Consider the following 14,510-nt stretch of genomic DNA (forward strand, 5'->3'; position numbering starts at 1 on the left):
GTGGGATCAGGAAGCGCGGCGGGCGCGGGCAGCGCGGCGCTTCAGCGCCCGGCGCTCGTCTTCGCTCATGCCGCCCCAGACGCCGGCGTCCTGGCCGGACTCGAGGGCCCACTGCAGGCAGGTGTCCACAACGGGGCACCGGCGGCAGACGCTTTTTGCTTCCTCGATCTGCAGGAGGGCAGGCCCGGTGTTCCCGACGGGGAAGAAGAGTTCGGGGTCCTTTTCGAGGCACGCTGCGCGGTTACGCCAATCCATGCTGATCAGTTGCTCCATTTCTGGGAAGAGCCCTTGTGAAATTATTCACTAGTAGCTACAAAGGAAAAGGGCCCGGCAGGGCCCCCTTGGTCATCTGAATCAAGCCTGTCATGTTAACGCTGTGTAAACAAGGGGTAATAACGCTTGATATCCCCGGAAAGCTGAGCGATACATCACACCGGCGCCGCTGGCCCTCACCACTGTCCGACTATGTCCGGTAGGGTGCCAGTGTGTCAAGACCCCCGGTAAATCCAGCAGAGTCCCCTTCACCCGCCGAGGACCCCGGTCAGGACCGCAGCGGCCAGGATGGTGGAGGCCCGAGCGCCCGGCCCGGCGCGGCGATTGTGGTGGCTCTGGTGGTGGCCGCGGAGGCTACTGCCCTCCTGGTCGCGGCGGGGTGGTACGGCTACCAATTGGTGGCGGGGAGTCCTGTCCTGTCCTTCTGGGGAGCAGTATTCACCCTTGTGCTCCTGCTTGCTTTCTCCGCCTGGCTGTATGCGGTGGCCGTCTTCCTGAACCGCGGCTACCGCTGGACCCGGGCTGCGGCCCTTGTAGCGCAGTTGTTCGTTCTGACCATCGGATTTCCTACTCTGGGCAGCGGCCTCCTGCTTGCTGGGCTGGCAATGCTGGTTCCGGCCATCACAGCCATCGTGCTCCTGTTCCACAGCAAGGTGATCAGCTACGCCTCACGCACCGGTGGAGGCACGCCGGCGCTTTAGCCGGTTCTGCTGCCGGTCCTGTTATTCGGTCCCCGCCCAGGCCACCTGGACAGCGGCGGTCCGCCCCCGGGATATCAACATCCCCCTGCCCGCAGGCGGATTCGGCTCGATGTCGAAGCGGACCCCGAACAGGTCGCCCTCCGATGCGGACCGCGGAGACAGCAGGAGTCCCTTTCCGGCGGCCCGGCAATCCATTACCAGCGGAACTCGCTGAAGCAGCAACGGGCTGTAATTTGCCGTGAGGACCACTGGGTGGCCGAGAGCGTGCAACTCGGACAGCTCGCGTAAGGCGCAGGCAGGCAAGAGGTCAATGTCGTCCGCCAACAGCACCGCTGTCCTTGGCAGTTCCCCCGCTTTGGCCCTGGCCAGCGAACACTTCCAGAACTCCTCCGGGTCCATGCCGCCGTCGGGGCAGGTCCAGTGGCCCGCGGGGTTAAGTGCCTGCAGGATTCGCAGGACGTTCGTCTTCCCGGTACCTGTTCCCCCGAGCACCGCGAAGACGCCGCCAGCCGGGATCCGCATGGTGACAGGCTGCAGCTCGTCCCCGCCGACGCCCAGCAGCAGGTCCCGCGGCTGGGCATGGGCGGCGTTTCGGCGTGATCCCTGCCCGTTCGCAAGCGGCGCTTCGCTAACAGTCGCCCCGACGTCGTCCATCCTGGCAGCCAACGCCATAACCTCCGAGATTGACACCATGGAGGGCAGCGGCTCAACCCGGAAAGGCCGGGTCCCCGCCGTAACGACGTGGGCCGGGCTGGTGCCGCCATGCGCGGCACTGGCCGCAGCGGGTTCGAAGAGCTGGCAGACGGCCGCGGTCCCGCCGACGATCGGCCCGAGTGCCACGCCCCTGCCTTTGACCGCGGCTGTGGAGGGCATCTTTGGCCATGCGATTCGGCTGTCCTCGTTGGAGCCTGCGGGGAAGTAGATGCGGTTGGGAAGTGATCCGCAGAACCTGGCCGTAACGAGTTCCCTCTCGCCGGAGATGAGCACCGTGATTCCGGCGTGGGCGCCGTCGCGGACCAGATCCTGGACAAGGTCTTCGGCCCAGGCCAGCGGTCCTGCCCGAAAAGCCGATACCCAGGCCCCCCAGCCGGAGATGACAAGGACCAGCGGAACGTGGCGGTCAGCCCGACTCAGGCGGCTGGCCAGTTCCTGGGCCAGCCGTTCAAGTATGCGGACGGCACGCCGCAGCTCGTGCAGCCCTGCGTGTGCTCCCGTCCGGGTGTGTGCTGCCAGGCCGAGGAAGGTTCCGCCGGCGTCCAGGAAGTAGCAGTGTGATTCGGTTGCATGGCCAGCCACTTCCCGGGCGGCCAGGTCAAGGGCCTCCGCGGCGCCGGACGCCGGGCCTCCGACAAATGCGAGGTGGCTGACTTTTGCGGGGTCCCACAACAGCGGCACGACCTCTTGGCGGTCGGGCAAGTCCACCAAGCCCAGCTCAATGGTCCACTGGCTGGTCCCGTCCTTCGCCGTTGCCTCGGCGGTCACGCCGCCAGGGGATATTTTCTGTTCGGGTCGGGCGAGCTTCCGGGGCAGCGGAGGGGCAACCGGCGGCCGAGGTGATGCCCCACCCTGTGAGGCCCATAGACTTCGAACCATCGAGACGAGGGAGGCTGCTGCTTCTGCCGGCGTCCGGTCAGCGGTGCCGGCGGGTGCAGTGGTGTTTTCGCGCATCGCCTTCAAATATTCCGTGGTGAGGTGTACCTCTGTTTCTTCCAATGCTGTGGCACAGCGCGCTTGTCCCGTTGCTGCCGCCTGGAATTCCTCCGGCTCTTCCATGCCGCGGGCAATAAAGGCACGCCCCGGAGTGTCCAGCCGGATCCCGGCTGCCGCCGCTGTCCTGATGATGTCGTGGGACTCCATCTCGGACTGGACGCGAAGCGCGATGCTGGATGTGACGTTTGCACGGATATCGGCGGTCAGCGCTCCCTGGGGACGCTGGGTAGCCATGACGAGGTGCAGGCCGAGCGAGCGCCCGATGGAAGCGATCCTCATGAGTTCGCGGAGCACCTCTGGAGCGTCGTCCACGAGCATCCGAAACTCGTCGATGACTATGACCAGATGGGGGAGGGGACGACTTCGGCCTGCACGTTTGGAACGGTAGGCGGCGAGGTCCGGAACCTGGGCAGCGGCGAGGGCTTCCTCCCGGACCCTGATTTCCGCCCGGAGTGATGCGAGGGTCCGCTCGAGTTCGTGGGTGGCCAGGTCGGTCAGGATGCCGACGCAGTGGACCAGGCCCGCCAACGGACCAAGGCCTGATCCGCCTTTGAAATCGACAAAGAGGAAATTGACCCTGTCCGGAGGATGGGTGAGCGCCAGCGCCAGCGCCAGGCTTCGGAGCAGTTCCGATTTGCCCGAGCCTGTGGTTCCCGCCACCAATAGGTGCGGACCGTCAGCCAGCAGGTCCAAGTTTTGCGGCCCTGTTGCTCCAACTCCCAGCGGAACGCCTAAACCGTGGGTGCGGGTGCTCGCATCCCAGCGGGCAGCTGTGTCCTCGGGAGAGAGCCGCAGCAGTTCGTCCAGTGTGCATGCGGGAGGAACCCCTTGTCCTTGTCCTTCCACTCGCCTCGGCAAGGCCGCCGCCTGCCGGCAGAAGTTGCTGAACACGTCCTCGGGTGCCAGGTCCGGGACGAAGGCAATGCGGCGCCGCGTTTCCCGCAGGAATGACTGCCGCTCGGCGAGTTCCACGTCGGGGATACCCGGAACTGTGTCAGGCACGCAAAACTGGATCACTTGCCACCCCAACCGCGCTGCCTCTTCCCGTAGTCCGCCCCCGTCCATGAGTGACGCGTCGATGGACAGGAGGACGCCATGCGCAAACGTGCATCCAAAGCCCTCCGCCAGTGCCCGCAGTCCGGCTTCCGGGGACGCTGCGAGGGTCACGGCGGGAAGAAAGCGGGCAGCGAGCGGCAGAGTGTCCAGCGGGCCGCAGATGATGATGCGGGTCCTGTTGCCACGCGGGTAGCCTGTCAACTGCATGACCAGCGACCTGATCATCGCCTCCGCAACGGTCCGGGGCCCACGGAACGTGGTGTTGGGGGGACCCGGATCCAGCAATACGGGGACTTCCCCGGCTGACGGGACAGCGCGGGGCGCGGCCCCCGGCTCGACTTTCAGATTGGCTTCCTGGGGCGCTTGCCCAAGGCGAAGCCACACCCTGCCGTTTCCCTCGTCGCGGAAAGCCGCAACCTGCCCATGGCGGGCAACCAGCACCAGCAGCGGGAGGGAGGGGCCTGCCCGCTGCCGCCGCTTCCGGTCCTCCTCCACTGCCGACTGGATCCGTCGCGCGAACTCGCGCCCCTGGCGGCGGCCCGCCGCCAGCGGGATGAGTACGGAGACTGCCGAGACGGCCGCGAAACCAAGGAACATCCATATTCCTGAAAGAACCGCGAGTCCTATGCCGATGGCCAGTGGGAGAACTGCGGTGAGCAGAAGGATCCCGCGACTGCCGGAGTCGGTGCGGCCCGTGACGGTGAGAGGCTCCTGAACTGACGTGCCGGCGTCGGCCAGTGCCTTGTCAGGCAGGTCCAGGAAGACGAGCGACATTGCCGTATTGCCGCAGCGGATAGTGGAGTCCGTGGTAACGCCCGCATGGCGTACCCTCCCGCCGTCGACATAGGTGCCGTTGGCACTATCCAGATCGACGATCATGATGTCCTTTTCGGTGACCACCAGGCGGGCATGCTCACGGGAGAGCTCAGGATCGGGAACCACGATGCGGGTATTGCTTCTGCCTATCGTGTAAGTGCCGCGCCGCAGGGGGACCAGGATGCCTGCTCCGGCGCCGGTGTGCACAGCCAGCGCGATGAGTGCGGCGGTGTCAGGAGCCGGACTCCTCAGCCTTCTTCGGCTGGGGGGCTGGCTCCCGCCGTCGACCAGGACAGCGCCATTCACAAGGGGTGCTGTGCCGAGGCTCATGGAACACAGGTCATCCCCGCAGACGGAGACCGCTCCCGTGCCGAACCTCTCCACCAGCCGGGCGTGGATCTTCGCGCCGGAAGTACCCGGAGGTGCCGTTATGGAAAGTTCCAGGGGCGGCCGGGCATGCAGCGCGTGGGGGCTGCGGACCAGTGTGCAGTGGAGTGTCATGGGCGTGAATCCTTTGGTGCTTTGGACCTACGGTAGGCGGGCGGCGCGCATGAGAGCCCCCGCTGAAACTCGTATGTGGACAACTGGCCGGAGCATTCGATTCGACGGGGCCCGCTGTCCCTCGGGTAGGCTAGAGCAGCAGACAATGCGCACAATTGCGCTGCCCGCATTCAATCCAGGAGATTTTGTGACCGCTGACCTCGTCATCGTAGGGTCTGGCTTTTTTGGCCTGACAATCGCAGAACAGGCCGCTACCGAGCTGGGCTTGAAGGTTGTCGTCATCGACCGCCGCCACCACATCGGCGGCAACGCCTACAGCGAAAAAGAAGAGCAGACCGGCATCGAGGTGCACCGCTACGGCGCCCACCTCTTCCACACATCCAACGAGCGGGTGTGGGAGTACGTCAACCGGTTCACGACCTTCACGAACTATGTCCACAAGGTCTATGGCGTGCATAAGGGCGAGGTCTTCTCACTCCCCATCAACCTGGCGACCATAAATCAGTTCTTCCGTGCCAACCTGACACCGGGCCAGGCGAGGGAACTCATCCAGGAGCAGGCCGGCGAGCTCGCCGGGACCGATCCACAGAACCTCAATGACAAGGGCATCCAGCTGATCGGCCGTCCCCTGTACGAGGCCTTCATCAAGCACTACACCGGCAAGCAGTGGCAGACGGATCCCAAGGACCTGCCGGCCAGCATCATTTCGCGGCTCCCAGTGCGGTACAACTACGACAACCGGTACTTCAACGACAAGTACGAGGGCCTGCCCACGAACGGCTACACGGCGTGGATCGAAAAGATGGCGGAGCACCCGAACATCGAGGTCCGCCTCAACACCGATTTCTTCGATGAGTCGAATGAGTACAGCAAGAACAAGGTGGTCGGGAACATCCCGGTGATCTACACGGGCCCCGTGGACCGCTACTTCGACTTCGCTGAAGGTGACCTGTCCTGGCGCACCATCGACTTCGAGGAAGAAGTGCTGGACATGGAGGACTTCCAGGGCACCTCCGTTGTGAATTACAACGACGACGACGTCCCCTACACCCGGGTCATCGAACCCCGCCACTTCCACCCCGAGCGTGACTACCAGACGGAAAAGACCGTCATCATGCGAGAGTTCTCACGTTTCGCCGAGAAGGGTGATGAGCCGTACTACCCGGTCAACACGTCCGCTGACCGGGAAAGGCTCCTGAAATACCGCGACCTGGCGGCGGTCGAGAAGGACGTCCTCTTCGGCGGGCGCCTCGGCACGTACAAGTACCTGGACATGCACATGGCCATCGGTTCTGCGCTGACCATGTTCGACAACAAGATCCGGCCGCACTTCGAAAGCGGCGTAAAGCTGGAAAGCGGAGGCGTGGACGCATGAGCAAGACTGTTCAATCAGGGCCGCCTCTGCGGGACGCCTCGATGCTGCCCGACGCGACAGAATCCAACCCGATGCGCGTAGTGCACCGGGTGGTCTTCCCTGCCGATAGGGACCTCGACGTTCTACCCTTGTACATGGATTCCGGCGACGTTCCTAATAGTCCGCTCCGGGACGATGCTGCCGGAGCAACATCTGTGCAAATCCAGTCGTCGGGCACTTCACTTCATCCTGACGACCTATTGGGAAGGCGCTCAGTCCGTGTCCGTCCCGGACAGCGGCTTTCTTTCGGATCGTACTTCAACGCCTTTCCTGCCGCTTATTGGCGCAAATGGACAACCGTGTCCACAGTTACCCTGCGAGTTCAGACTTCGGGCTCCGGATCATTGGTGGTTTATCGGTCGAACGCACGCGGTGTAACGCAGCGCGTGGAATCTTTCCGTGTCTCGGGCGAGGAAACTAGTGTCCAAGAGCTTTCACTGGCTCAGTTCGGCGACGGTGGTTGGTATTGGTTCGACTTGATTGCTGACGCCGAAGGCATGACATTGATCTCGGCCGAGTGGGCGGTGCCTGATAACGGGAAACCGTGTGGCCGGCTGAATATCGGCGTCACCACATACAACCGCGCGGACTACTGCAACAACACTATCGCCGCTATAGCTGCTGATTCCGATCTCCGTGAGGTCATACACGAAATGATCGTCGTGGACCAAGGAAACGAGAAAGTCCGTGACGTCCAGGGGTTCGATGAGCTTGCGGCCGAGATGGGTGCGCAACTGCGGGTCATCGACCAACCTAATTTGGGTGGTTCTGGCGGCTTCTCGCGAAATATGCTCGAGACAGTGAACGGTGCGGAAGCAGATTACGTTCTCCTGCTTGATGACGATGTCATGGTTGAAACCGAGGGGATACTGCGTTCTGCAACCTTCGCCGATTTCTGCCGTGTGCCGACGATCGTCGGCGGACATATGTTTGACATGTTCGATCGTTCCGTACTTCACGCCTATGCTGAGTCCGTTAATCTGTGGAAGTTCTTATGGGGTCCAAGTGGCGACCTCTATCACCGCCACAACTTGGCCACTCAAAATCTGAGGGCCACCCCCTGGATGCACCGGCGGTGGGATGTGGATTTTAATGGTTGGTGGATGTGCCTGATCCCTACTGCTGTCATCAAAGAGATAGGTTTGTCTCTTCCCGTGTTCATCAAGTGGGATGACGCAGAATACGGGCTCAGGGCCAAGGCGGCAGGTTTTCCCACCGTCTCCATGCCCGGGACGGCGGTTTGGCACGTGTCCTGGATCGACAAGGACGACTCGGTCGACTGGCAAGCCTATTTTCATGGCCGGAACCGCTTAGTAGCGGGCCTGATCCATTCGCCTTATCACAAGGGTGGCGATCTGTTGAGACAGAGCCTTGCCACCGACGTGAAGCACATCTTTTCTATGCAGTACTACGCGGCTTCAGCCAGGATATCGGCCCTTCACGACGTTCTTAGTGGTCCTGACCATATGCACAGGACCATGGCGAAGAGGGCGCCCGAGCTCCGCGCGATGAAGGGTAAGTTCCCCGACTCTGCAATGCAACAGGACCCGGCAGCGTTTCCGCCGCCTCGACGGCGGAAACCCCCGAAGAAGGGTAAAGAACCATCGGCTCCGAAGTTGTATGCACTCGGCCCTTGGCTACTTAAGACCCTCATCAAACAAACGACCATCCCGGCCTCGAATTTGTCGGCACAAAATCCTGAAGTCGCCATTGCTCACCAAGACAGTAAATGGTGGCGCCTGTCCCAACTGGATAGCGCGGTGGTGTCAAATGCTGACGGAACTGGAGCATCGTGGTACAAGCGTGATTCCCGGAAGGCTCGCGCCCTTCTGCGTGAAAGTGTCCTACTGCATACGCGACTCCGCCAAGACTGGGAAACACTGCAGAAGCAGTATCGTAGCCAACTCTCAGAGGTGACTTCGATCCGGGCTTGGGAGGCGACAATCGAAAATGCGAAGAATGGAAGCGCTCAGGAACGATGAGTTCTGATCTGATCGTGGCTGGGGCCGGTGCTGGCCTGGCAGATGTTTATAGAAGACGCTATCTTCTGCGGCTGCTGGTGGCCAAAGAACTCACTGTGCGGTACCGCGGGTCTATATTGGGAATCCTCTGGTCGTACGTGAAACCGGGTATCCAGTTTGGCGTATTCTACTTTGCGTTGGGTGTGTTTTTAGGTCAGAGCAGGGGTACCGAGAATTATGCGGTTTATCTTTTCTCGGGAATCATCCTAATTAACTTCTTTTCTGAGGCACTCTCGAATGCTTCCCGGTCAATGGTCGCTAACGGCGGCTTGATCAAAAAGATTTACCTTCCTCGGGAACTCTTCCCGGTTGCATCTGTATGGGTAGCTGCTGTTCATTTCTTTCCTCAACTCTTGGTTTTGCTCGTGGCGTGCTTTTTTACGGGGTGGCAGCCGAGCCTTCTCCAGTTAGTGGTAGCCGTGCTTGCCTTCCTGCTCGTGGCATTACTGGCGGTCGGGCTAGGGCTCCTTTTCGGCGCCGCGAATGTTTACTTTCGTGACGCTGAGAACTTGGTTGATTTACTCCTTATGGTTGCCACATGGGCTTCGCCTGTCCTCTACGTTTGGACACAAGTACGCGCAGCTCTTGGTTCCACCTTCGCTTTCGTATACCAAATGAATCCTCTGACGATTGCCGTAGAGGTTTTCCATTTTGCCTTCTGGTTCCCCACCACGGATGGCAGTGCGGAACTTCCGCCCAATCTACTCACTATCTGGCTGCCGGCCGGCCTTCTCGTAGCCGTACTTGTCGTCACGGCCGGACAGTTGACATTCCGCCGCCTTGAAGGCCGATTCGCGCAGGAACTATAAGAGGTGAGCGTATTGCAAAAAACGAATTTAGTTGCGATCGAGATCGAGAACATCAGCAAGCAATTTGTTCTTCGTCATTCCCGGTCTCTGAAAGAGACAGTGGTCTGGCTGCTCAAGGGACGAAAGGGTGAGCTGTCCGAAAAGTTTCACGCGCTGAAAGATGTACGACTGACAATCGACCAGGGACAGACCGTGGCGCTTCTTGGCTTTAACGGTTCCGGTAAATCAACTCTGCTCAAGCACATATCCGGCGTGATGTTGCCGGATTCAGGAACTGTGAGGACCCGTGGCAGGGTGGCTGGCCTCATTGAGGTAGGAGCAGGTTTCCATCCGGACCTGACTGGGCGCGATAACGTATTTTTGAATGCGGCGATTCTCGGCATGTCTGAGGCTGAGACCACGGAGCGTTTCGATTCAATTATTGAATTCTCCGAAATTGGTCAGTTTATTGATACCGAGGTGAAGTTCTATTCCTCCGGCATGTATCTCCGGCTGGCTTTCTCGGTGGCTGTTCATACGAACCCTGAAGTATTTCTAATCGATGAGATATTGGCCGTCGGAGACGAACCGTTCCAGCGTAAGTGCATAGACAAAATTCAAGAATTGGCTCGTGATGGAAAAACCCTGGTTGTTGTGAGTCACGACCTCGATTTAGTGTCACGCGTATGTAATCGAGGCATCGTCCTCCAGCACGGCAACGTTGTTTTTGACGGCCCGATCGGGGAAGCCGTGCATCGGCTTCGCAGTGAAGGTTAGGGACTGACATATGGATGCAGCCGTAGGCTCTCTCAAGGGCGTCGAAACAGGAGCTCCTGTTGACGTCTCACCAGGAAGCGCTCACAGGTGGTTCGAGGATCTGATATACGCCTCCTCCGCTGTGCTTGTGACCGTGGTTGCTGCGTTGATCCCGTTAGTCAACAACCCACGCTTCTACTTTTACGACGACACCCAATCAGGTGCTTACGGGATTTGGTTTGAGATCGGAACCAAGCTTCGTTCCGGTGAATGGCCGATCTTCAGCGCGCAGGCCTGGGGAGCTGGTAACTATACCGCTGAGGGCCAGTGGGGGCTTTGGAATCCGCTGATCATGCTCATCGGACTTGGCGCCAGCGTCACAGATAGTCCTGTCTTCTTTGCTAGCGTTCTTAAGATTGCGTTTCTATGCATACTGTCCCTCGGCGTTTTCCTCCTCTCGCGGGAGTACGGTGCCAGTCGGACGTGGGCGTTGGCGGCCGGGGTCGCGGTCCCACTGACTGGTTTTACTGTGTACATGGATGCGGCGTCATGGGTGACTGGACTTATGGTTTTCGCCCTCTTACCCCTTACTTGGTATGGCCTCAAGCGAATTTACGAAGGTAAGAGTCCCCTTACCGGGCTAATTTCTGGTTACCTCCTCGTTACCATCGGTTATGTCCATGGCACCTTGATGCTTGTATTGGTGTTGGTTGGTTTGTTGCTCGAGGTTTGGGCAGGTAAAACCCTTTCTGGCTTTATGAGATTGGTGTTGGCCGGCTTTATCTTGGGACTCGTTGCGATCGCGGTGTACCTGCCGGGAGTACTGACTGCACCGGTCACTGCCCGCGAATCGGAGATATCTAACACGGGTTTCCTCACCCCGGACCTAACCGGATTTGCCAGTTCTTGGATCGGCAGCGGCCTTCCGCAGGTCTCTGGATGGTGGGGAACATACTCGCCAGTGCCTTTGCTTTATATAGCGTGGTTTCTTCCCCTTGTGGGAATTCTCGATTTCAACCGTGCTAGGCGGGCTTTCAGGGATCTTCGGGGTCTCTTATTTTTTGGCACAGTTTCCCTTGCACTCGTACTGGCCCCAAGTGATCTTGGCCCCCTTCGGTTTCCTGTACGTCTTACGCCATACGTGTCTTTGGCCTTGCTGATTATTCTGTCGGTTCTCCTGAGCAAGTACCGGGTCCCTGTGTTGAATCGATCGCGGATTGTTGCCTTGAGTTGCCTGCTGGTTGCAGGCGCTTACATCGCATGGGCTCAAATCCCCAATCCCGGGGTCCACCTGAAATTTACTGCACTCTCCGCCCTAGGTCTGGGCAGTCTTCTTGTGCTTCTTTACGGCAGCGGGAAAGTCCGATGGCTCCCATGGCTCCAATGGCGCCAGTTGCCCGTGATCCTTGTAGTAGGTGTCACCTTGGCAACCGCCGTAGGACAGCACCATTACTTCAAGGCGACGCCGTTGCCTGACTTCGGGCTTCCTGACGATGGCCGGGCATTCGACATTCCCTTGAAAAAGGCAAAGGGGATGACTTTCATTTCGGGTAACCCTGCCGGGTTGGGCCCGGATGTCTGGGATGAAACGTTGCTCGCAAATTCTTGGTACCTCAACGAGCACCCGGTCCAAAACCTCTACACGCCAATTATGTACAAAAACTACGCGGAGGATCTCTGTCTAGATCCTCATGGATGGACCTGTCCGCTATCTGGCGAGAAGTTGTTCACGAAAGACGGGGCGACGGGAACGCAACTTGTTGACCTGCTCTCGATCGACTCGGTGCAACTGATTCGTGAATTGAATGATGCGGGGACAAGCAAGATCAGCGCAGTTGCGGTCCCGGAGGGATGGCACGTTGCCGAGACCACGGAGAACACCGTGCTCTGGGTACGTAATAACCCCCACCTTGATACAGGCAATGTCGTTTGGCAAAGTACTGGTGTCCAGTTGACGACGGTTTCTATGAGTAGTCAGAAGGTGGTGCTTAGGGTCGACTCTTTGCCTCAAGGGGATGCCAGTGCGGTGTTGAGTCGCTTGGATTGGCCAGGCTATTCCGTCCAAGGTGCGCAACTGGCCGATCCACTGCGTGGTTACCTTGTCAAATTGGATTTGTCTGAGTCATCCGTTGGAACTGAGGTAACCATCGAGTTTCAGCCTCCTGGATGGCCCTTCGTGATTATCAGCATGGTTGCGGCCTTGACGATGATTTGTGGCTGGTTGCTGATGGAAGCGTGGCGCCGCCTCCGACGGTGAATGACAACGATGCATTGAAAGATGATGAGCCTTAAACTGGATGGAACTGCATAGCAGCTGAGCACACGCGGGGTCCTTGTAGGGGCTCTTCACTATGGAGTTGTGGACCGGTTGGTCTGGCTCCTTGATGGACGTGGCGGCCTCGGCTTGCTGGATGCAGGATGATCTGGTGAGGCGGGTCTGACTCCCGGCTCTTCTGACATCATTCCCTGGTGATTGTCCTTCCCGTGACCTGTCGGCCGACCTGGCTCATTTTCGAAGTGCAGCCCGGCAGGCCGTCATGTCCTGATAGGAGTCTGGCGAGTCCCCGATAGTGGCTCTTCGTGGTTGATGGGGAATTGAGTTCGTGTCGTTGAAGACAAGAGGGCCCGTGGCCCTGTTGGGATGAGTGTGTCTAGCATTCAACCTGGAACAGGACCACGAGCCCTTGAACGACCCTACCGGGGTCGCAGCCGACGCTGCCACCATCCTCTTCAACCTGCCCGACTACCACGTCATCTCCACCACCATCACTGCCGGCCGCCGACAGGTCATTATCGAAACCGACCAGCCGCCAGGCTGCCCAAGCTGCGGAGTCATCGCATCCCGGCGGAAGGAACGCCGGCTTCAACGGCTCCGTGATATCCCCGTCGCCGGGCCGGTGGACGTGCTCTGGTCCAAGTACCGCTGGTACTGCGAAGAGTCAGCGTGCGACCGGCTCTCGTTCTTCGAATCCACACCCCAGGTGCCGCGCCGGGCCCGCTCGACGAGCCGGCTGCGGGACCAGCTCGTGGACGCGGTCATCCGCTCCGGCAGGGCTGTCTCGGAGACAGCTGCCAGCTTCGCCGTGTCCTGGTGGATGGTCCGGGCGGCGGTGACCGAGGCCTGCCTGCTGCAGCTGCCCGACGTGGACAAGCTCAGCCCGCGGATGCTGGGCATTGATGAGCACCGGTTCCGGTCCGTGCGCTACTTCCAGGATCCGACCACGAAAGCGTGGACACGGTTCGAGCCGTGGATGACAACCATCGTGGATCTGGATACCGGTCAGGTCCTTGGCGTGGTCGACGGCCGGGACCACAAGGGCGTCGGGGACTGGCTCTTCGCCCGGCCGCTGCATTGGCGCCTGGCCGTGCAGTTGTCGCGATCGACCCCTCCGCGGCGTTCAGGAAGGCGTTGCGGATGTGGCTGCCCCGGACCGCTGTCGCCGTCGATCACTTCCACCTGATCTCGCTGGCCAACCAGGCAATGACCGAGACCCGGCAGAACCTCTCCCAGCAGGTCAACGGCCGGCGCGGCAGGGCCATCGACAAGGCCTGGGCGCACCGCATGCTGCTCCTGCGCGGCGGTGACACCCTCAGCTGCCGGGCCGCCCTCCGGCTCGAGGAAGTGTTCGCTCTGGACGATCCAACCGGCACGCTCCACGCCGTTTGGAAGGTGAAGGAACAACTCAGAGCCCTGTTGCGCACCGGCTCTTTGGAAGACGCCGCTGCGGCCAAGAAGGTACTCGAGGAGTTGGTCAAGGCAGCCGCACGGCCGGAGACGAACAGGCTCTACCGCACCGTCTGCAGATGGTGGAAAGAGATCGAGGTGCTGATCATCACCGGCGCCACGACGGGCAAGGTCGAGGCCAACAACACGGCAATCAAAAACATCAAACGAACCGCCCGCGGGTACCGCAACGCCGCCAACTACAAATCCGTTATTCTCTTGAGAAGTGCCGTCCGGACGGCGGCATGACGCTCATTCCAAGGATCCATTTCCCCACCAACCGTGAAGAGCCCCGATAGTGAACTGACTGACGCCCTCCGAGCTGCGCACCCGACAACGAGGAAGGGCGCAGTCTCCATGGTGACCGAGAAGCAAATCAAGGTCTACGGCGGAATCGACACGCATGCCGACACGCATCACATCGCCGTTATCGGGACCTTCGCAGTTATGCATGGTTGGTTTGTTTGCTCAGGTAGTGCCGGTGGCCTCCTGCGGCGAGTAGGCATCTGGGCCGGTAGTTGGTGAAGTTGCGGAAGCCTCGAGCTATTCTGCGGGTGGTTTCGATGACGCCGTTGATTGCCTCGGTAGGGCCGTTGGAGGCGCCGTTCGTTTCGAAGTAGGCCAGGATTGCCGTCTTCCATTGTTTGAGGGTCCGGCCGAGGCGGGCCATTTCCGGGATCGGGCAGGACGGGAATGACGCAATGACTTCATTCACGAGTTCCCTGCCCCGCTCCGGCCGGGCATGATAGC

The 14,510-nt window shown here is 60.3% G+C and carries 11 protein-coding genes and 1 pseudogene; 8 read left to right on the top strand and 4 right to left on the bottom strand.

Annotation, left to right across the window (positions count from 1 at the left end; genetic code table 11):
* Positions 1 to 6: 6 nt before the first annotated feature.
* A complete protein-coding gene (locus tag Q9R30_RS12935) occupies positions 7 to 255 on the bottom strand; it encodes a WhiB family transcriptional regulator (protein WP_015937605.1) in 249 nt (82 codons plus the stop codon).
* 341 nt (positions 256 to 596) lie between these two features.
* On the opposite strand from Q9R30_RS12935, the gene Q9R30_RS12940 reads away from it, so the two are divergent.
* On the top strand, positions 597 to 974 hold the full coding sequence (locus Q9R30_RS12940; RefSeq protein ID WP_396136724.1) for a hypothetical protein: 378 nt from the start codon (positions 597 to 599) through the stop codon (positions 972 to 974).
* 1,130 nt (positions 975 to 2,104) lie between these two features.
* Here Q9R30_RS12940 and Q9R30_RS19355 read toward each other — a convergent pair.
* Positions 2,105 to 2,410, bottom strand: a complete 306-nt coding sequence (locus tag Q9R30_RS19355; protein WP_396136725.1) for a multiheme c-type cytochrome — start codon at positions 2,408 to 2,410, stop codon at positions 2,105 to 2,107.
* 427 nt (positions 2,411 to 2,837) lie between these two features.
* Positions 2,838 to 5,057, bottom strand: a pseudogene (locus tag Q9R30_RS19360) (FtsK/SpoIIIE domain-containing protein); the annotation flags it as partial.
* 187 nt (positions 5,058 to 5,244) lie between these two features.
* Here Q9R30_RS19360 and glf point away from each other — a divergent pair.
* From glf to Q9R30_RS12980, 7 genes are all read left to right on the top strand, one after another.
* Positions 5,245 to 6,432, top strand: coding sequence for a UDP-galactopyranose mutase (gene glf, locus Q9R30_RS12950; RefSeq protein WP_311217797.1), 1,188 nt, complete (start codon positions 5,245 to 5,247; stop codon positions 6,430 to 6,432).
* Entirely contained in the window at positions 6,429 to 8,453 is a 2,025-nt protein-coding gene (locus Q9R30_RS12955) for a glycosyltransferase (protein WP_311217798.1), read from the top strand. Before glf ends, Q9R30_RS12955 begins: the two co-directional genes overlap by 4 nt.
* Entirely contained in the window at positions 8,450 to 9,301 is an 852-nt protein-coding gene (locus Q9R30_RS12960) for an ABC transporter permease (RefSeq protein ID WP_311217799.1), read from the top strand. The genes Q9R30_RS12955 and Q9R30_RS12960 overlap by 4 nt, the downstream gene beginning before the upstream one ends.
* A gap of 12 nt (positions 9,302 to 9,313) precedes the next feature.
* Entirely contained in the window at positions 9,314 to 10,057 is a 744-nt protein-coding gene (locus Q9R30_RS12965) for an ABC transporter ATP-binding protein (protein ID WP_311217810.1), read from the top strand.
* Between the two features lie 10 nt (positions 10,058 to 10,067).
* Entirely contained in the window at positions 10,068 to 12,293 is a 2,226-nt protein-coding gene (locus tag Q9R30_RS12970) for a hypothetical protein (protein ID WP_311217800.1), read from the top strand.
* Positions 12,294 to 12,720: 427 nt separating this feature from the next.
* On the top strand, positions 12,721 to 13,497 hold the full coding sequence (locus tag Q9R30_RS12975) for a transposase family protein (RefSeq protein ID WP_311217801.1): 777 nt from the start codon (positions 12,721 to 12,723) through the stop codon (positions 13,495 to 13,497).
* The gene (locus tag Q9R30_RS12980) at positions 13,452 to 14,009 is read left to right on the top strand and encodes a transposase (RefSeq protein WP_311217802.1); all 558 of its coding nucleotides are present in this window, start codon (positions 13,452 to 13,454) and stop codon (positions 14,007 to 14,009) included. Before Q9R30_RS12975 ends, Q9R30_RS12980 begins: the two co-directional genes overlap by 46 nt.
* Before the next feature lie 196 nt (positions 14,010 to 14,205).
* Here Q9R30_RS12980 and Q9R30_RS12985 read toward each other — a convergent pair.
* Positions 14,206 to 14,510, bottom strand: a 305-nt coding sequence (locus Q9R30_RS12985) for a transposase (RefSeq protein WP_311217803.1), incomplete at its 5' end; no start/stop codon positions are given.

Origin of the sequence: Arthrobacter sp. AB6 (assembly GCF_031844545.1) — a bacterium.
In the GTDB taxonomy this organism is placed as follows: Bacteria; Actinomycetota; Actinomycetes; order Actinomycetales; family Micrococcaceae; genus Arthrobacter.